The 18,111-nt window shown below is 72.1% G+C and carries 17 protein-coding genes; 8 read left to right on the plus strand and 9 right to left on the minus strand.

The window, feature by feature from the left end; all coding sequences use genetic code 11:
* Positions 1-49: 49 nt before the first annotated feature.
* The gene (locus QMK28_RS16265) at positions 50-1,363 is read right to left on the minus strand and encodes a hypothetical protein (protein WP_326438475.1); all 1,314 of its coding nucleotides are present in this window, start codon (positions 1,361-1,363) and stop codon (positions 50-52) included.
* A 318-nt stretch (positions 1,364-1,681) separates the two neighbouring features.
* Here QMK28_RS16265 and QMK28_RS16270 point away from each other — a divergent pair, with 318 nt between their 5' ends.
* A complete protein-coding gene (locus QMK28_RS16270) occupies positions 1,682-2,731 on the plus strand; it encodes a small ribosomal subunit Rsm22 family protein (RefSeq protein WP_326438477.1) in 1,050 nt (349 codons plus the stop codon).
* A gap of 21 nt (positions 2,732-2,752) precedes the next feature.
* On the opposite strand, the gene ddaH is transcribed toward QMK28_RS16270, so the two are convergent.
* On the minus strand, positions 2,753-3,583 hold the full coding sequence (gene ddaH, locus QMK28_RS16275; protein ID WP_326438479.1) for a dimethylargininase: 831 nt from the start codon (positions 3,581-3,583) through the stop codon (positions 2,753-2,755).
* Positions 3,584-3,787: 204 nt separating this feature from the next.
* Between ddaH and QMK28_RS16280 the strand changes: the two genes are divergently transcribed.
* Positions 3,788-4,498, plus strand: a complete 711-nt coding sequence (locus tag QMK28_RS16280; RefSeq protein WP_443050740.1) for a TetR/AcrR family transcriptional regulator — start codon at positions 3,788-3,790, stop codon at positions 4,496-4,498.
* Here QMK28_RS16280 and QMK28_RS16285 read toward each other — a convergent pair.
* The gene (locus QMK28_RS16285; RefSeq protein WP_326438481.1) at positions 4,485-5,447 is read right to left on the minus strand and encodes a glycerophosphodiester phosphodiesterase; all 963 of its coding nucleotides are present in this window, start codon (positions 5,445-5,447) and stop codon (positions 4,485-4,487) included. The genes QMK28_RS16280 and QMK28_RS16285 overlap by 14 nt on opposite strands.
* A gap of 150 nt (positions 5,448-5,597) precedes the next feature.
* Here QMK28_RS16285 and QMK28_RS16290 point away from each other — a divergent pair, with 150 nt between their 5' ends.
* Positions 5,598-6,338: a bifunctional DNA primase/polymerase gene (locus QMK28_RS16290; protein WP_326438483.1), complete on the plus strand. Its 741-nt coding sequence runs from the start codon at positions 5,598-5,600 to the stop codon at positions 6,336-6,338.
* A gap of 122 nt (positions 6,339-6,460) precedes the next feature.
* Here QMK28_RS16290 and QMK28_RS16295 read toward each other — a convergent pair whose 3' ends face one another.
* From QMK28_RS16295 to efeO, 4 genes are read right to left on the minus strand one after another with little or no spacing between them, the layout of a single operon-like run.
* Positions 6,461-7,378 (minus strand): hypothetical protein, encoded by a 918-nt coding sequence (locus QMK28_RS16295; protein WP_326438567.1) that lies wholly within the window; start codon positions 7,376-7,378, stop codon positions 6,461-6,463.
* Positions 7,329-8,279, minus strand: a complete 951-nt coding sequence (efeU, locus tag QMK28_RS16300; protein WP_326438485.1) for an iron uptake transporter permease EfeU — start codon at positions 8,277-8,279, stop codon at positions 7,329-7,331. Before efeU ends, QMK28_RS16295 begins: the two co-directional genes overlap by 50 nt.
* 6 nt (positions 8,280-8,285) lie before the next feature.
* The gene (gene efeB / locus QMK28_RS16305; protein WP_326438487.1) at positions 8,286-9,791 is read right to left on the minus strand and encodes an iron uptake transporter deferrochelatase/peroxidase subunit; all 1,506 of its coding nucleotides are present in this window, start codon (positions 9,789-9,791) and stop codon (positions 8,286-8,288) included.
* Between the two features lie 9 nt (positions 9,792-9,800).
* Positions 9,801-10,928: an iron uptake system protein EfeO gene (efeO, locus tag QMK28_RS16310; RefSeq protein WP_326438489.1), complete on the minus strand. Its 1,128-nt coding sequence runs from the start codon at positions 10,926-10,928 to the stop codon at positions 9,801-9,803.
* Positions 10,929-11,244: 316 nt separating this feature from the next.
* Here efeO and QMK28_RS16315 point away from each other — a divergent pair, with 316 nt between their 5' ends.
* Positions 11,245-11,970: a CDP-alcohol phosphatidyltransferase family protein gene (locus tag QMK28_RS16315; RefSeq protein ID WP_326438491.1), complete on the plus strand. Its 726-nt coding sequence runs from the start codon at positions 11,245-11,247 to the stop codon at positions 11,968-11,970.
* On the opposite strand, the gene QMK28_RS16320 is transcribed toward QMK28_RS16315, so the two are convergent.
* Positions 11,924-12,412, minus strand: a complete 489-nt coding sequence (locus QMK28_RS16320) for an adenylyltransferase/cytidyltransferase family protein (RefSeq protein WP_326438492.1) — start codon at positions 12,410-12,412, stop codon at positions 11,924-11,926. The two genes, QMK28_RS16315 and QMK28_RS16320, sit on opposite strands and share 47 nt — an antisense overlap.
* 177 nt (positions 12,413-12,589) lie before the next feature.
* Here QMK28_RS16320 and QMK28_RS16325 point away from each other — a divergent pair, with 177 nt between their 5' ends.
* The 3 genes from QMK28_RS16325 to QMK28_RS16335 all read left to right on the plus strand — a co-directional run bounded on the left by QMK28_RS16325 (position 12,590) and on the right by QMK28_RS16335 (position 17,138).
* Positions 12,590-13,846 carry a glycosyltransferase gene (locus tag QMK28_RS16325; RefSeq protein WP_326438494.1) on the plus strand — a complete coding sequence of 419 codons (1,257 nt, stop codon included), beginning with the start codon at positions 12,590-12,592 and terminating at the stop codon, positions 13,844-13,846.
* Positions 13,843-15,645: a lipopolysaccharide biosynthesis protein gene (locus QMK28_RS16330; protein WP_326438496.1), complete on the plus strand. Its 1,803-nt coding sequence runs from the start codon at positions 13,843-13,845 to the stop codon at positions 15,643-15,645. The genes QMK28_RS16325 and QMK28_RS16330 overlap by 4 nt, the downstream gene beginning before the upstream one ends.
* A 173-nt stretch (positions 15,646-15,818) precedes the next feature.
* Positions 15,819-17,138 carry a hypothetical protein gene (locus QMK28_RS16335; RefSeq protein WP_326438569.1) on the plus strand — a complete coding sequence of 440 codons (1,320 nt, stop codon included), beginning with the start codon at positions 15,819-15,821 and terminating at the stop codon, positions 17,136-17,138.
* On the opposite strand, the gene QMK28_RS16340 is transcribed toward QMK28_RS16335, so the two are convergent.
* Entirely contained in the window at positions 17,077-17,334 is a 258-nt protein-coding gene (locus QMK28_RS16340; RefSeq protein WP_326438498.1) for a DUF397 domain-containing protein, read from the minus strand. The two genes, QMK28_RS16335 and QMK28_RS16340, sit on opposite strands and share 62 nt — an antisense overlap.
* A gap of 236 nt (positions 17,335-17,570) precedes the next feature.
* Between QMK28_RS16340 and QMK28_RS16350 the strand changes: the two genes are divergently transcribed.
* The gene (locus QMK28_RS16350) at positions 17,571-18,074 is read left to right on the plus strand and encodes an ATP-binding protein (RefSeq protein ID WP_326438500.1); all 504 of its coding nucleotides are present in this window, start codon (positions 17,571-17,573) and stop codon (positions 18,072-18,074) included.
* Positions 18,075-18,111: the final 37 nt, after the last annotated feature.

Here is an 18,111-nt window from a genome sequence, read left to right on the forward strand (position 1 = left end):
CGCCCCCCGCGCCCCGCGCCCCCCGCACCCACGCACTCCCACGCGCCCCTCAACGCCGCCGGGCGTACCCGATCAAATGCGACCGCTCCTTGGCGTCGACGTAGCTGAACAGGCCGACCCCGCCCAGGTCCGCCGCAGGCACCCGCGTGTTGGCCGACAGGGCCTCCGGCTCTCCGGTGGCCAGGGCCACCTGGACGGGCGCGCCGCCGCCCTCTATGGCCTCGCCGGCCGAGCGCGCGCCCACCGCGCCGTACGCGATCCCGTCGTCCGTCACCGACGCCAGGTTGAGCCCCTTGGTCAGGCCCTTCTCCTGGAAGCAGTAGCCCTTCTTCTCCCGCAGGTCGAAGGCCAGCTGTCCGGCGACCAGGTAGCGGCCCCCGGCGGAGAGCACCGCCTCGGGGTACTCGCCGGGCTGAAGGAAGGGCTTCTCGCACTCCACGGTGGTCCGCACCGCGCCGGTCGAGGCGTCGTGCACCGCCCACAGGTCGTTGTCGCGGGCGTGCGCCGTGCCCTTGCGCTTCTCCCAGCGGGCCAGCACCTGGCCGTCCGCCACGGCCGTCGGCACCCCGCTCCCGCGGTCGGCGCCCCGGGGCGCCACCCGCGCGCTGTACCAGCCGCCGCGCACCCAGAACCCCTTGGTCCCGGCGGCCAGCAGCCCGCGCTCGGTCAGCCCCTTCACCTCGGTCAGCCGGCCGCAGGCGGCGCAGCCCTTCGGCGGCTTGAGCTGCTTCGCGCCGGTCCGCTTGACCGTTCCGTCGGCCGGGTCCACGACGGCGGCCTCCGGCCCGTCCCGGCCGATCAGCACCCCCGCGCCGCCGCCCGAGACCTCGGGGCTCTCCTCCCACGGCACCTCCAGGTGCCGGACCGAACCGGTCCCGGCCTCGTGGATGTCGAGGGCGACGACCGCCTTTCCCCTGGTCAGCGCGTCGTCGCCGGTGTCGCCGTGCGAGGAGGCCACGAAGTACTCCCGGCCGTCCTTCGCGACGCCGAACAGCCGGGGGAAGTACAGCGGGTCGGACAGCGGCTGCCACTCCCGGCTCTGCCACCGCTGCTCGCCGGTGCGCGCGTCGACGGCCTTGAGCACGTACGTCGTCTCCGAGACCCGCGCCAGATACCCGATGAGCCCGGCGGAGGGCGCGGTCGCGTAGCGGTCGGAAGCGCCGGCGATCTCCCAGCCGCGCCGGGTGTCGTACGCGCCCGCGACCTGGAGCCGGGTCTGCGGCGCGGTGGCGTCCGCGCTCTTACGGGGCGGTTTCGGGGGAGCGGGCAACGAATCGCCCCCGCCGAAGGCGGCCAGCACCCCCAGCGACAGGGCCACCAGCAGTGCGGCGGCCAGCACCGCCCGCCCGACCTTTCTGGTCATTTCCCCCCCGAGCATCCCCAGTCCCGCAGGCCGCCAGCGTAGCAACATGCCCTGACGCCCCGGCAGTTCCGGAGCGGGCGTGGGGAGGGGCGGAAGAGCGCACGGGAGGCGGGCGGCGGTCCGGCCCCTCGCGGGCCCTCCCGTACGCCGGAGGCCGCCCCGAGCGTCGTCCCGCGTCGCCGCTCGCGTCACTTCCCGGTCGCAGCCCCGGCTGACCGCCGCCGGTCGCCGCCCGTACGGCCACCGCCCCGGCCCCGCCGATACGGGCCGCGACGGCGTCCGCCGGACAGTGCTCCCACAGGGCCTAGAATTCTTCGAATGCACGCCCCCGAATCACCCCGAACCGCCGACCAGCTCCGCGCCGCCCTGGCCGGACTGCTCGACGGGCTGCCGCCGAAGCGGGCCGCCCAGGCCGTGGAGCGGCTGATCGCCACGTACCGGGGGGACACCCCCACCGACGTGCCCGTGCTGCGCGACCGCTCCGACGTGGCCGCGTACGCCGCCTACCGGATGCCCGCCACCTTCGAGGCGGCGCGCGCCGCGCTCGCGGCCTTCCGGCTGCGGGTGCCCGACTGGTCGCCGGCCCGGCATGTGGACGTGGGCGGCGGGACCGGTTCGGCGAGCTGGGCGGTCGAGGCGACCTGGCCCACCGGGCCGGCCGCCCCCCGTACGACCCTCGTCCTCGACTGGGCCGAGCCCGCGCTGACACTCGGCGGCGAGCTGGCTCGCGAGGCCGGCTCCGCCGCGCTGCGGGACGCCCGCTGGCAGCGGCAGACCATCGGCGCGGGGATCGCGCTGCCCGACGACACCGACCTGGTCACGGTCTCCTACGTGCTCGGCGAGCTGACCGCGGCCGACCGCCGCTCGGTCGTCGACGAGGCGGCCCGCGCGGCGCAGGCCGTCGTGATCGTCGAGCCGGGCACGCCGGACGGCTACCTCCGCATCCGCCAGGCGCGCGACCAGCTGATCGCGGCCGGCCTGCGGGTCGTCGCGCCCTGCCCGCACAGCGCCGAGTGCCCGATCGAGCCGGGCAACGACTGGTGCCACTTCGCGACCAGGGTCAACCGCTCCTCGCTGCACCGGAAGGTGAAGGGCGGCGAGCTGTCCTACGAGGACGAGAAGTTCAGCTACGTAGCGGCGGTCCGCTTCCCGGCGACGCCGGCTGCCGGACGGATCGTACGGCGTCCCCAACTGCGCAAGGGCCAGGTCCTGTTGGAGCTGTGCGGCACGGACGAGAAGCTCCGCCGCGAGACGGTGACCAAGCGGCACGGCCCGCTCTACCGGGCGGCGCGCGACGCGGCCTGGGGCGACGCGTGGCCGCCGGAGCAGTCGGCGGAGCCGGGGCGGGAGGGGGCCGGGGATGCCTGAGAGGCCGGCCCCCGCCACCCCCTACGCCGAACGCAGTTCCAACGTGCAGCACTTGACGCTGCCGCCACCCTTGAGCAGTTCGGACAGATCCAGGCCTATCGGCTCGTACCCCCGTTCCCGCAAGGGCTCGAAGAGCCCCAACGCGGCCTGGGGGAGCAGCACATGGCGGCCGTCGCAGACCGCGTTGAGGCCGAAGGCGGCGGCGTCCGGTTCCTCGGCGATGATCGCGTCGGGGAAGAGCCGGGCGAGGACGGCCCGGCTGCCCGGCGAGAAGGCCGGCGGGTAGTACATGACGTCGCTGTCGGTGGTGTCGTCGAGCACCGACAGGGCCGTGTCGAGGTGGTAGTAGCGGGGATCGACGAGATCGAGGCCGATCACCGGGCGGCCGAAGTACTCCTGCGCCTCGGGGTTGGAGAGCGGGCTGCTGCGGAAGCCGCGGCCGGCCAGCAGCCAGGAGGCGGTGACGGCGAAGTCGCCCTCGCCCTCGTTGATGTGGTCCGGCTCGCGCACCTCGGGGTAGCCGTGTTCGCGGAACCAGGCGCGGTGCACGGCCGCTTCGGCGGTGCGCTCGGAGTGGGCGAAGCGGGCGCCGAGCACCCGGCCGTCGATGACGGTCGCGCCGTTCGCGGCGAAGACCATGTCGGGCAGTTCGGGGTGCGGCGTGAGTTCCTGGACGGTGTGGCCCAGCGAACGGTAGCGGTCGCGCAGGTCCTCCCACTGGGCGAGTGCCAACCGCAGGTCCACGGGCTTGTCCGGGTCCATCCAGGGGTTGATCGAGTACGTGACCCGGAAGTGGGTCGGCGGGCACATCAGGTAGTCGCGGGGGGTGGCGCGACGCTGCGATGTACGCAAGGACAGCTCCTCACGGTGACGGTGACGCCGGGTGCGTGTACGGGGTTACGTACGTCCCCGAATAGTCCACCCTGAAGCCGCGCCGTGCAGTGAACCGTTCGGGTGGTTCGCACCTGACACGATCAGGCGCGGCGTCCAGCCAAGGCCCCGTCGAGGCCCGTCAAGACGATACGTCTCGCCTCACCCCGTTGGTACATTCGCCCCATGGCCGACACCCGCGCACCCGACTCCACCCGCCGCAGCGAACACTCCCGCCGGGCGATCCTCGACACCACCCTCGAACTCGTCGGCGAGATCGGTTACTCGAAGCTCACGGTCGAGGCCATCGCCGCCCGTGCGGGGGTCGGCAAGCAGACGATCTACCGGTGGTGGCCCTCCAAGGCCGCGGTGCTGTTCGAGGCGTGCCTGCCGCCGGACGCCGGCGCGGAGGAGGTCGAGCTGCCCGATACCGGGGACCTGGCCGCCGACCTCAAGACCGTGCTGCGCGCCACCGTCGACGAACTCAACGACTCCCGGCTCGACCGGCCGACCCGGGCGCTGATCTCCGAGACGCAGAACGACCCGGAGCTGGGCGCCGCGCTCACCGCCAAGGTGCTGGAGCCGCAGCTCGCGGCCTATACGCGGCGGCTGGGCGCGGCGCAGCGGGCCGGTCAGGTCGCCGAGGGCGTCGACTTGCGGATCGCGCTGGAGCTGCTGGTCGGCCCGCTCTTCCACCGCTGGCTGACCCGCACCATGCCGCTGACCCACGCTTACGCGGACACCGTCGTCGACCTGACCCTCGGCGGCCTCGGCGGCGGCCTCGGCGGCGGCCTCGGCGGCGGCCTCGGCGGCGGCCTCGGCGGCGGGCTCGACAGCGGTCCCGGTGACGGTCCCGGTGACGGCCTCACCGGCGGTCCCGGCGTCAGCGAACGGTAGGCAGGGCGGCCCTGAGCAGCCTCGGGGCGTCCGTGATGATGCCGTCGCAGCCCAGCCGCAGCACCCGGTCGCGGTCCTTCACGGTGTTCACGGTGTGCGCCCACACCCGCGGTATGCCGGAGGCCACGGCCCGCCGCAGGTCCCGGGCGCGCGCCCGGTAGTCCACGTCCAGCGTCGTCACGAAGGTCCGCCAGTCCTCCGGCCGGTCCCCGCGCAGCTGCCGGGCCGAGCGCCACAGCTGCGCCAGCAGGCCCATCCGGTTCGCGACGCGGGCCAGCCACGGGTGGTTCGTGTTGACGAAGACGGACTCGGTGAGATGGCGGGCCCGTATCAAGCGGGCCAGTTTGTGGATGCTCGACGGGTCCTTGGCCTCCAGGAGCAGCACGGACCGGCCGCCGAACCGGTCCAGCACCTGGGCGACGGTCGGCGGGTGCTCGGCTCTCCTGGGGTGGCCCTTCCGGTGGTGAGCCTTGTCACGCTTGCCGTGGCCAGGCCCCGAGCCGCCCTTGGACCCGCCAACCGCGCCGGCCGCGCCGCCCTTGCCGCGCCGGAGCACGCCGGGCCGCAGCCGTACGGCCTTCCACTGCCGGGCGGTCAGCGCGCGCACCGGGCCCGTTCTGTCGGTCGTGCGGTCCAGGGTGGCGTCGTGCATCACCACGAGCGTCCCGTCCCGCAGCATCCGGGTGTCGAAGTCGAGGACCTGTGCGGTACGGCTCGCAAAGGCCGCCGCCAGCCCGGACATGCTGTTCTCGGGGGCTTCGAGCGCTCCGCCGCGGTGCGCCGTATAGGTGACCGGGGGCAGTGCCCCCGCCGTCACCGGGTGGCGGGCGAGGAAGACGGGGGTCCTCGCGGCGGCGGCGGTCTCCGGAGCTGTCGGGACCGCTGGGGCGGCCCCCGCCACCAGGAGTGCCAAGGTGAGCGCGCCCGTTATGAGAGGCTTTTTGGCCATAGACGACAGGCTAGGGGTAATTGCCCGGATATTCCCTGCGGTGGCGGTCCGATGGAGGGAAGCGCCCATGTACCCCGGATGTGGACACTGGCCACCTCAGGCGCAGGATGGTGGCAGCATTGAGCGGACAACGGTGAGGTGAGGGGATAGATGGAACGCAAAAGCAGGTTCTCCCAGTGGCTACGCCGACCGAGCAGCGGAACGGGCGGCGATACGGACACGGGGGCAGCGGCCGCGCAAGGCCGTGCGGACCTGCTGCTCGCCTCCGCTCGGGCCGGCTTCCCCCTCGCGCCCGCCGCCTATCCCTCCGGATACGGCTGTTCCTGCGACCGGGTCGGCTGTCCGACCCCCGGCCGGCACCCCATCTCCTTCGCCTGGCAGACCCATCAGGCCACCACCGACCCGGAGAAGGTCGGCTACTGGCTGCGCAGCCAGCCGCAGGCCAACTTCATCACCGCCACCGGCATCGCCCACGATGTGCTGGACGTCCCCGTCGAGGTGGGGCGCGTCGCGCTGGAGCGGCTGGAGGCCGCGGGTGTCGATGTGGGCCCGATCGCCGAGTCCGGTCCCGACCGGATGCTGTTCTTCACCGCCAGCCGCGGCACTCCGGACGACGAGGACGAGTGGTGGCCCTGCGAGCTGGACTGCCATCCCGAGACGATGGACGAGCACCCCGGACTGCGCTGGCACTGCCGGGGCAGCTATGTGCTCGTACCGCCCGCGGTACTGCCGGGTGACGGCGTCGTGGCCTGGCTCGCAGGACACGGTCCCGAGCGGCAGTTGCCCGACCCGCTGACCCTGCTGGAAACGCTGACCGACGCGTGCGCGCGGTTCGCGATCTCCGAGCCGGACCACGACTACGAGACGACGGCCTGGCCGACGGGGCGCTGAACCCCGCCCCTGAGCGCAACGGCCCCACCCCTCAGCGCAACGGCCTCGCCGCCCAGCTCAGCGGCCCGCCGCGCCCTGCCCCGTAACGCCCCGCCCCGTACCGAACGGCCCCGCCCGCGTGGCTAGGACCCGCGCGCCGCCGTGATGCCTTCGAGCCGGTTCAGGAACACCACTTGGCCGGCGCCCCCGGCGCCCCCGCTCCGTGGCGGGATGGTGACTGCCGCGTCCGAGACCCGTATGAACGTCACCGACTGCTTCGCCGTGCCCGTCATCATCGCTTCGACCTCCGGCTTGACCCGGAGCTTGAGGCCGCGCGCCGCCGTGTGCCGCTGGTGGTGCGTCGCGCTGAAGAAGGCCAGCGCCCCGCCGTCCGCGGTGCGCAGCGCCACCGGCGCGAACGTGTCGCCGCGCGCGGGCAGGTCGATGTACTGGTTCGAGGAGCCGGGCCGGTTGGCGAGCTTCGCGCGCCTGAGACGCTCCTGCGAGGTCTGCTGGCCGTCGGCGAAGAGCCCTCCCTCGCCGTCCTGAAGATACGAGGCGTACGCCCGGCTCAGCGCGTTCGGCGCGATCGCCAGGTCCGACTTCCGGCCGAGCGGTACGGGCTCGGCGTAACCCTCCGAGTCCGTCGCGAAGTCCGGCATCTCCTCGTTGCTCAGGAGCGAGAGGTAGGCGGCCTTCCACGGCGCGTCCGCGCTGTCCTTCCGGAAGACCAGCAGCCAGCGGTACTTGTCCACGTCACGGTTGCTGTCGGTGTCCGCGACGAAGAACTTCGGCCAGCCCGCCTGCCGCGGGATCGCGAAGCGCGCGTCGGTCAGCTCCAGCGGCGCGTAGTTCGGGTTGCCGCCGGGGCTGAGCGCGTGCGCCGACTTCAGCCGCCCCTGGTCGATCGCGCCGTACGGGCCGGTCTCGGTCGCGGCGATGAGGTTCGGATCGTGCGCGCGGCTCGCCGCGTTGTTGGCCTTGGTGAACTCGGTGAGGACCCGTCGGGCCTCAGGCTTCGTCACCGACGGGATGATCTCCCGTTCGCCGTGCACCGTCACGCAGCCCGTCAGCGTCAGCAGTGCTGCGGTCGCCAGGGCTGTGGACACCCGGAAGGGCAACCTGCGCGTCATCGTGCTCCTTCGGGGCGGCTGGGGTCGGCGCAACCTTACCGGGGGAGAAGAAGAACACGAGCGTGGGTACCAGATACAGCGCCCAGACGGCGACCTGCAACCAGGTCGGGTCAGCCTGGAAGTTGAACACGCCCTTGAGCAGCGTGCCGTACCAACTGTCCGGCGGGATCTGCGCGGTGATGTCGAACGCCTTGTTCGCCAGGCCCGGCAGGAAGCGCGCCTCCTGGAGGTCGTGGAAGCCGTACGCCAGCACGCCCGCCGCGACGATCACCAGCATCGCGCCGGTCCAGGTGAAGAACTTCGCCAGGTTGATCTTCAACGCGCCCCGGTAGAACAGCCAGCCCAGCAGCACCGCGGTGAGCAGCCCGAGCAGCGCGCCGACCAGCGGGCGCGCGCCGTCGTCGGTGGACTGCACCGCCGCCCAGATGAACAGCGCCGTCTCCAGGCCCTCGCGGCCGACCGCGAGGAAGGCGGTCAGCACCAGCGCGCCGGTGCCCATCGCGAGCGCGGCGTCCAGCTTGCCGTGCAGCTCGCGCTTGAGGTGCCGCGCGGTGCGCCGCATCCAGAAGACCATCCAGGTGACCAGCCCGACCGCGATGATCGACAGTGTGCCGCCCAGCAGCTCCTGCGCTTCAAAGGTCAGCGTCTGGGTGCCGAACTGCAGGATGAAGCCGAAGGCCAGGCTCAGCAGCACGGCCACGCCGATGCCGATCCAGACCGGCGGCAGCTTCTCCTTGCGGTCGGTCTTGACCAGGTAGGCGACGAGGATGCAGACGACCAGACTGGCCTCCAGGCCCTCGCGCAGGCCGATCAGATAGTTACCGAACACGGTTGATCACTGTCCTTCAGAGCTGTCGGCTTCGCCGGCCTTGTCGCCGCCCGGTCCTTCGAAGAGCTCACGGCCCCACCAGTCGCCCTTGTCCCGGACTCCCGGCGGGACGGCGAAAACCGCCGAACCCACGTGCTGGATGTACTCGTTGAGCGCGTCGCCGCGCGCCAGTTGCCGCTGCACCCGGACGAAGCCGGACCGTACGTCCCGCTGGTAGGCGAGGAAGAACAGCCCGGCGTCGAGCCGGCCGAGTCCGTCCGTGCCGTCCGTGAACGAGTAGCCGCGGCGCAGGATCTTCGTGCCGCTGTTGGTGTCCGGGTGGGCGAGCCGTACGTGCGCGGTGGGCAGCATCGCCCGCAGGTTCGGGGCGTCGTGCTCGGCCTGCTTGCCGTACGCGGCGCCCTCGCCCTTGTTGCGGCCGAAGATGTCCTCCTGCTCTTTGAGCGAGGTGCGGTCCCAGGTCTCGATGTGCATCCGGATGCGCCGCGCGACGAGGTAGGAGCCGCCCGTCATCCAGCCGGGGCCGTCCTTGCCGGGGACCCATACGTGCCGCGCGAGCGAGTCGGTGTCGGTGCCCGCGATGTTGCGGGTGCCGTCCTTGAAGCCGAACATATTGCGCGGCGTCTGCGCGTTGGGGGTGGTGGAGGACGTCTTGCCGAAGCCGAGCTGCGACCAGCGGATGGCGACCTTGCCGAAGCCGATCCTGGCGAGGTTGCGGATCGCGTGCACCGCGACCTGCGGGTCGTCGGCGCACGCCTGGACGCACAGGTCGCCGCCGCTGCGCGCCGCGTCGAGGTTGTCGCCGGGGAACTTCGGCAGGTCGATCAGGGCGTCCGGGCGGCGTGAGCCGATGCCGAACCGGTCCTTGCCCTTCTTGTCCTCGAAGAGGCCGGGGCCGATGCCGAAGGTGAGGGTGAGCCGGGACGGCGGCAGGCCCAGCGCCTCGCCGGTGTCGTCCGGCGGAGCCTCGTCGAGCCCGCCGACCGCGCCCTCGCCGACCGCGTGCCCCGCCGTCATCCGGGCCGCTGCCGCCGTCCACTCCTTGAGCAGATCGATCAGCGCGGCGCGGTCGTCGGTGGTGACGTCGAACGCGGCGAAGTGCAGCCGGTCCTGGACGGCGGTGGCGATGCCGGCCTGGTGGACGCCGTGGAAGGGCACGGCCGCGCTTCCGCTCGCCGCGGGCTGCGCGTCCTCGCCGGTGCGCAGCGCGGCGGCGGTGCCGCCGGCCACGACGGCGCCGAGCGCGAGCCCGGCGCCGCCCCAGCCGATCAGCGCGCGGCGCGAGGGCGCGGCGGCGGAACGGGTCGCCTGGGCGGCGGGGCCATCGCTCTTGCCGGCCGGACCGGTCGAGGCGGTGGGACCGGTCGAGCCAGTCGGACCGGTCGGGTCGGTCGAGACCGCCGGATCGGCGGGATCGATCGAGGCAGCCGGGTCAGTCGGGTCGGCCGGGTTGGTCAGATCGGTCGGATCGGCGGAACCGGTCGGACCGACCGGACCAGTGGAATCTGTCATTGGATCCCCCTACTTGGAGACGACTGCGGCGGCGAGCTTGGAGAGCGGCTCGGCGAGCGCGTTGACGCCGTCCGACAGCTCCTTGCGGTCCGTCTTGTCGACGGTGTCGTACGAGACGAAGCCCTCGCCCTTGCGGTAGCCGTCGAGCTGCTTCTGCAGCGCCGCGAACTCCTGGTCCAGGTCCTTGGCGAGCGCCGGCTCGTTCGAGGCGGCGACGGGCCGCAGCAACTGGTAGGACTTCCGCGCGCCTTCGAGGTTGGCCTGGAAGTCGACCAGGTCGGTGTGGCTGTAGCGCTCTTCCTCGCCGGTGACCTTGCCGGTGGCGACCTCGTCGAGCAGTTCCTTGGCGCCGTTCGCCATGGCGGTCGGGTTGATGTCCGCCGTGCCGACCCGCTTCTGCCAGCCCTTCAGGTCGGTGACGAGCAGGGCGGCCAGGTCCTTGTCCTTCTGGCCGATCTTCTTGTCCTGCCAGAGGGCCTTCTCCAGCCGGTGCCAGCCGGTCCACTTCTGGCCCTTCTCCAGGCCGTCGGCCCGGAAGTCGACCTTCGGGTCGATGTCGCCGAAGGACTCGGCGACCGGCTCGGTGCGCTCCCAGCCGATGCGCGAGGGCGCGTACGCCTTCTTGGCGGCGTCGAGGTCGCCCTTCTCGATCGCGGCGGCGAACACCTTGACCTTGGGGATCGTCTCGTCGGCCTGCGCCTGTGCGTAGGTGCGGTAGGCGGCGACGGCCTTGTCGAGCCGCGGGTCGGACTTCTTCGGCGCGCCCTTGCCGGTCGCCTTGACCGTCTGCCGGATGCCGTGGCCCTTCATGCCGGGCTTGCAGGCGATCTCGTACGAACCGGCCTTGATCTCGGCGGTGACGGTGGCCTTGGTGCCGGGGCCGATGTTCTCCCGCTCGGTGACGATCCGATCGCCCGGCGCGAAGACGTAGACCTCGGTGACCTTGGAGCCCTTGTTCTCGACCGCGAGCTTGACGTGACCGGCGGGGAACGCCTTCTTGGACACCGCGCACTTGTCGTCGGACGCGGTCACCTGGATGACGTCGGAGCCCTTGGCGTCGCTCTTCTCGGCGCAGCCGGACACGGCGGTGAGCGCCGCGACGGCAGCGATAGAGGCGGAGAGGCGGACGGCTCGCATAACGAACTCCAAGGATGCGTGAACAAAGAAGGCAATGGTGCAGGTGATGCAAGTGAGTACGAAGACTCAAAGCCCCGCCAGGATGACCAAATCGGTCAAGCCGGGCAAGAAGTCTGAATCGGGTTCGATGGGGACGACTCACTAAGGCCGCCCTAACTTACCTGAGGCTTACCTTAACGATTCCCTGGATGTCCCGTGATCCCGCTCTCACCGGCCGCTCTTTTGTATGCGGTTCGCGCGCGCGTGCCATCATTCAGCTGCCTCTGTGCGGATGCATAAGGGGAGAGGGTCATCTGGGGGGATGATGGTGCAAACCATGGCATTCAGCACGGCCTTACGCGAGCTGCGCGGCGCGCAGAAAACGTCGAAGGGCGTCTCGCTCTACTCACGTCACGTCAACCGGCCCGTCGGCCGGGTGCTCGCCGCGGGTGCGTACCGGCTGGGCATGACGCCGAATCAAGTCACGCTGGTCAGCGGCGCTTTCAGTTTCTCCGCGATCGCAGCCCTGATGCTGGCCCGGCCGTCCTGGCAGCTCGCGGTGCTCGTCTATCTCGCGCTCGCGGTCGGCTTCGCCTTCGACTCGGCGGACGGCCAGCTCGCGCGGCTGCGGAAGGAGAGCAGTCCGGCGGGGGAGTGGCTGGACCACGTCGTGGACTGCGCGAAGATCACCGCGATCCACGCCGCCGTACTGGTGTCCTTTTACCGATTCTTTAAACTGCCCGGGGACGGCTGGCTGCTGCTGCCGCTCGGATTCCAGTTCGCCGCGGTGCTGATCTTCTTCGGCGGCCTGCTCGCCGACAAGCTCAAGCCGAAGGCGGTGGTGACCGACGGGCGGCCCGTCCCGCCCCCGGCTCCCTCGCGGCTGCGCGCTGTCGCGCTGCTGCCGGTCGACTACGGCGTCTTCTGCGCCATCTTTCTGCTGCTGGGCAGTGAGCGGGTCTTCCTCGGCGGCTATCTGGCGCTGTTCGCGGTCAATATGCTCTTCCTGGTCGCGTTCATGGCGAAATGGTTCCGGGAGCTGGCAGCGATACGGCCTGTGTGACCGACGCGGGCTGCTGGGCCGGCGCGCTGAGCGTGTCGAGCGCGCGGCGCAGCTGGGTGCTGGAGGTGTGGACCGTATAGGGGAAGTAGACGACCTCGACGCCGACGGTGCGGAAGTCGCTTTCGAGCTTGGCCCCCTTGCCGGTGCCCCGCCAGTCGTCCCCCTTGAAGATCCGGTCGAAGCGGACCTGCTGCCAGGTCTCCAGCTTGTCCGGCACGGTCTCCACGAACGCGGCGTCCACGAAGCGGATGCTGCGGACGATCTCCAGCCGCTCGATCAGCGGAACCACCGGCGCGCGCCCCTTGGCCAGCTGCGCCATCTCATCCGAGACGACGCCCGCGACCAGGTAGTCGCACTGGCTGCGGGCGTGCCGAAGGATGTTGAGGTGGCCGACGTGAAAGAGGTCGTAGACCCCTGGTGCGTAGCCGACGGTGTGTGCCATGCGGTATCCCCCCACTCGCGGTGCGCCCCCCAGCGCACCAGAAACCACGACGATAGCCGTGCGCACCGGTCGAATGCGGTGAATTGCGAAAGCTCAACTGGCGGGGATCGACCGGATGTTGCGCCTATGAACAGCTAGGGTGGGGATTTGATCGACTCTGGGGGGAGGAGATGCGTCATGCCGGACTTCGGCGGTCGGCGTCTGCTGCTGGTATCCACCAATTACGCTCCTGAACAGGCTGGCATCGGTCCGTACGCGACACAGATCGCCGAACACTGGGCGGCCGACGGACTGACCGAGGTCAATGTGCTGGCGGGGATGCCGCACTACCCCGCCTGGCGCACCGACCCCGGCTACCGGGGCACGTGGCGCACGGCCGAGCTGCGCGGCGGGGTGCGCGTGCACCGCCGCCGGCACACCGTGCCGCCGCGGCAGACCGCCCTGCGGCGCGCGCTCTACGAGGCGTCGATCCTCGCCCACGGACTGGCCGTACCGCCCAGGATGGGGCCGCCCGACGCCGTCATCGCCCAACTTCCCAGCCTCGCGGGCGGTTTGATCGGCGCGCGAATAGCCGGGCGGCATCAGGTGCCGTACATCCCCATCGTCCAGGATTTGATGGGCGCCGCCGCCGCGCAGAGCGGCATCAGGGGCGGCGACCGGGCCGCCGCCGCCGCGGCCTCCGTCGAGGCGTACATCCTGGGCCGCGCCGAGCTGGTCGGCGTCATCCACGAATCGTTCGTCGACAAGGTTGCCGCGATGGGCGTGGACCGCGAGCGCATCCGGCTGGTGCCCAACTGGTCGCACGTGGCCCGTCCGACGCGCCCGCGCGCCGAGACGCGCGCCCGGCTCGGCTGGCGCGAGGACGAGATCGTGGTGCTGCACTCCGGCAACATGGGCCTCAAGCAGGGCCTGGAAATCCTGGTCGACGCCGCACGGCTGGCCCCGGACATCCGGTTCGTGCTGATGGGCGACGGCAACCAGCGCGCGCATCTGCGCTCGCTGGCCGGCTCGCTGCCCAACCTCGACTTCGCGGCCCCCGCCGACACGGACGACTTCCCCGAGGTGCTCGCCGCCGCCGACGCCCTCGCGGTCACCCAGCGGGCCTCCGTGCTGGACATGAGCATCCCCTCCAAGCTCACCTCGTACTTCGCCGCGGGCCGTCCCGTCGTCGCCTCGGTGGCAGCCGAGGGCGGCACGGCCGAGGAGGTACGGCGCTCCCAGGCGGGCGTGCTCGTCCCGCCGGAAGCCCCCGAAGAGCTCATCGCGGCGGTCCGTAAGCTTGCCGAAGACCCGCGCGCCGCAGCCGAGTTGGGGGCCTGCGGACCGGCGTACGTCGACGCCTGCCTCGGCAAGGAGGCGGGACTCGCCCGGATCGACGGGCTGCTCGACGAAGCGCTGGCACGGCGCGCACCGCACAGGGGGGCACATACATGACGGAACAACCGCACGCTGCGCAGCAGCCGCGGATCGCACAGCACACCCAGCACACCCAGCACGCGCAGGACGAACCGGACCTGCTGCGCGACCAGTTCCGGCAGCTGCTGCGCTACCGCGTGCTGCTGGTGTCGGGCGTGCTGCTCGGGCTGCTCGGCGGCGCCTGGATGGGGGTGACCGGCGCCGACGCCTACGTGGCGACCAGCGAGGTCACGGTCCGTTCGGCGACCGTCGACCCCTTCGCGCCCGGCGGCACCGCGCCCGACAAGCAGGTCAGCATCGGCTCCGAGCGGCAGACCGCGCTCAGCAACACGGTCGCCGCGCGCGCGGCCAACAGCCTGGGCGTCCCCGGCGACACCGAGAAGCTTCAGGCCGGCCTCCAGGTCACCAACCCGCCCAACACCCTCGTGCTGCGCTTCGCGTTCACCGCGACCTCGCCCAAGGCCGCGTCCGACCGGGCCAACGCCGTCACCAGGGCCTACCTCGACAACCGGCGCAAGCAGACCCAGTCGCTCATCGACAACATGGTCAAGGGCTACGAGAAGCAGCTCGCGCCGCTGGTCAAGCAGCGCAACGAGATCGCCGACGAGATCGCGGGCCTGAGCGACGGGCGGGCGCTGGACTCCACGCTCTCCCTCCAGTCCACGCTGATCGGCAAGATCTCCGAGCTGAACAGCAGCATCAGCAAGCTCAAGGCCCTCGACGCGACACCGGGCTTCGTGGTCCGCACCGCCGTGCCGCCCTCCGCGCCGGCCGGGCCCGGCCTGGTCATGACGCTGGGCATGGGCGCGGCCGTCGGCCTCGGCCTCGGACTGCTGGCCGCCTGGGTGCGGCTGGTCTTCGACCCCACCGTCCGCTCCGAGGGCGACGTGGTGCGCGCCCTGCGCGCGCCGGTGCTCGGCACGCTGCCGCGCTCCCGCCGCCGCCAGGACCCGAACGCGCTGCTCGCGGAGGGACGGCTCGCCGAGGAGTACCGCTCGGTGGCCTTCCGGCTCGCCTACGACCAGCGGTTCGCCGAGCGGCGGCGGCTGCTCGTGGTCGCCCCGCGCGGCAACAGCGAGACGGCCTCGGCGGTCTCCGTCAACCTCGCCGCGTCCTTCGTGGAGATGGGCCGCGAGGTGCTGCTCGTCGAGGCCGACCTGCGCACCCCGAGCCTGTCCGCCAAGCTGCGCTCCGCCGACGGCATCCGGCCCGGCTGGGCCCGCACCCCCGCGCGTGGCGACAACGGCTGGCCGACCGGGCTGCAAGTGCCCATCGACGCGGGGGAGTCGGGCGCGTTCGACCTGATCCCCGGCAGCCGGGTGCGCAATGTGGCCCGCGCGCTGACCTCCACCCCCGCGACCCAGCTCATCGATCACGCGGACGCGCCCGGCTCGGTCGTCGTCGTCCTCGCCCCCGCCGTCCTCTCCTACGCCGACGCCATCGCGCTGGCCGACCGGGTCGACGGGGTGCTGGTCGTCTGCGACCCCAAGGAGGTGCACCGCGACGACCTGGACCGGGTCCGCGAGCTGATCAGCGGCGCGGGCGGCTCGGTGCTCGGCGCGGTGCTGCACTCCAACGGCAGCGGCCCCAAGCGCGGCGCGACGGGCGCCCGGCGGCGCACGGGTTCCGAGGAGCCGACCGAGGACGACCGGCAGAAGAACGAACCGGCCGAGCCGGCGACGGCGGACGCGGCAGCGGACCCGGCAGCGGCCACGGCTGTGACTACGGCGGCGGCTCCGGCTCCGGCCGTGGACGACGGCGGCCCGGAGACGCTGGGCCTGCGGCTCGACGAGGCGGCGGAGCGGTCCTCGCGGTGAGCGCGGCGGACGGCGGTACGGGGTCCGGCGGCCCGGAGGGCAAGGGGTCCGGCGGCCCGGGCGGTACGGGGCCTGGCGGCCGCGCCGGCAAGGGGAGCAGCGACCCGGACGGCATGGGGCCTGGCGACCCGGACGGCAAGGGGAGCGGCGGCCCCGCAGCCGGCAAGCCCGGGCTGCGCACCCGCACCGCCATAGTCTGCTCGGTCGCCGACCAGGGGGTGGCCGCCCTCACCAACATCATCGTGCTGGTCGTGGCCGCCCGGCTGTCCAGCGCGGCCGGGTTCGCCGTCTTCTCCATGGTCTACATGATCTTCACGGTGCTGCTCGGCCTCGCCGTCTCGTACGTGGGCCAGGCGCTGGTCCTGGAACGCGGCGACGAGCCGGGCGGCGCGGCCGGCGCCGATACGGGGGCCGGCGAGGCGCGGCTGCTCGGCGCGTGCCGCTCCGCGGTGTCCTTCACCGCGCTGGCCTCGACGCTGATCGGCTTCGGCGCGGCGGCGGCGCTGTTCCTGGTCCCCGGCGACACCGCGCGCGGCCTCGCCGTGCTGGGCCTCGTACTGCCCATCGTCCTCACCCAGGACGGCATGCGGTACTGCTTCTCCACCCTGCGGCTGCCGCACCACGCGCTGACCAGCGACCTCGTACGGCTGGCCGTGGCGGTGCCCGCCCTCGCCCTCCAGCCGCACGGCGCGGGCCCCGCCCGCCTCGTCGCCGTCTGGGGCCTCTCCGCGCTGCCCGCCCTGCTGGTCGGCGCGGCGCTGCTCGCACCCCGGCTGCGCGGCGCTCCCCTCGACCTGCGGCGCTTCGTACGGCGCGGCCACCTCGGGCAGCGCTTCATCGTCGAGTTCGCCGTCGGCAACGCCTCCAGCCAGCTCGCCATCGTCGGACTCGGCCTGTTCGCCAACCAGTTGGCGGTCGGCGCGCTGCGCGGCGTCACGACCCTCTTCGGCCCGATGAACGTCCTGTTCAACTCCGCGACGGGCTTCGGCCCCCCGCTCCTCAACCGCGCGGGCGACGTACGGCGCAAGGTCCGCGCGACGGCGGCACTCGCCGGCACGCTGGCCCTGCTGGCCGCGCTCTGGGGCACCGTCCTGTACCTGCTCCCGGACCGCGTGGGCCGCCAACTGCTCGGCGACACCTGGCCCGCGGCCTCCCACCTGCTCCCCGCGAGCGGCACCCAGTACGCCTTCATGGCCCTGGGCACCTGCGCACTGCTGACGCTGCGCGTGCTGCGGCCCCGTACGACGCTGCCGATCCAGGTGGTCTTCTCGCTCGCCTCGGTCGCCTTCATGATCACCGGCTACGCGCTGGGCGGAGCGCTCGGCGCGGCGTGGGGACTGGGCCTCGGGTCGGCGCTCAAGGCGATTGCGGCGTGGACGCGGATCGCCTTTGTCCGGCGGGAGCTGATGGCGGCGGGGGAGCCCGGAGCGCCTACGCCGGTCGGGCGGATTCCGTGGCGTACGCGACGAAGTTCGCCCAAGCGGTCGGGGTGAGGGTGAGCGCAGGGCCCTGGGTTTGCTCGGAGTCGCGGACGTGGACGGTGTCTGGGCAGGTGGCGACCTCTACGCAGCTGTCGCCCTGTGAGCCGCTGTAGCTGGACTTGTGCCAGGTGAGGGCTACTTCGAGGCAGTGGTCGCCGTCCGACCCGCTGTAGCTGCTCTTGAACCAGGCAAGTTCACTGGTGCTCATAGCGCTCCTCGAATCCGCTCCATCAGGCTCACGGAATCCTCGAGGGTAAGAGCCCGTGAACGCATCTTGGCATATCGTTGGAGCATGATGCTGACCTCTTTTGGCTCGGAGATCAGCAGACTTCCGCGCTGGCCCTCGAAATACCCAACCATCGGTGATCGGAGCCCTCAGCGAGGTGCATGGGGCCGTTGATTCCGGCGTGTGACTCCTGGCGGAGAGGCATGATCTGGAGTTCGATGTTGTGTGCTCCGGTGAACCCAAGCAGGTGGCCAGTCCGAGTCCACCCAGAAATCCCCGTCACTGTACGTGTGTTCACGCAGCGCTTCAGCTCCACCCGGCTCGGCGCGCGCCTCGCCCGGCATCTGGCCCCGCACCGGCTCGATGTGTGGGGCTTCCCGTACGACTCCGTCCTGTCCGACTCCGCAGCGTCGATCGTCGCGGAACTCGCAGCCAACGCCGCCACGCATGGCCGGGTTCCGGGGCGGGACTTAGAGCTGCGGCTCGCGCTGCTGCCGGGGGCGCGGTATCCCGGAACGCTGCGGATCGAGGTGAGCGACACCCGCGCTGAGAGCCGGCCACCGGGCCCTGAGGGGGTCGCGCCGCCGTCGGACGACTCCGAGACGGGGCGCGGCCTGCTGCTCGTGAGCGCGCTCGCGACCCGCTGGACCGTCCTCGACCGGCACCCGGTCGGCAAGACCGTCCGCGCCGAGATTGACTTCCCGGCACCGCGTGTTGCGTAGCAGACACCGGGAGGTGGAGGACAGCGCCACTCCGCCG

Source organism: Streptomyces sp. H27-D2 (assembly GCF_035828615.1).
In the GTDB taxonomy this organism is placed as follows: domain Bacteria; phylum Actinomycetota; class Actinomycetes; order Streptomycetales; family Streptomycetaceae; genus Streptomyces.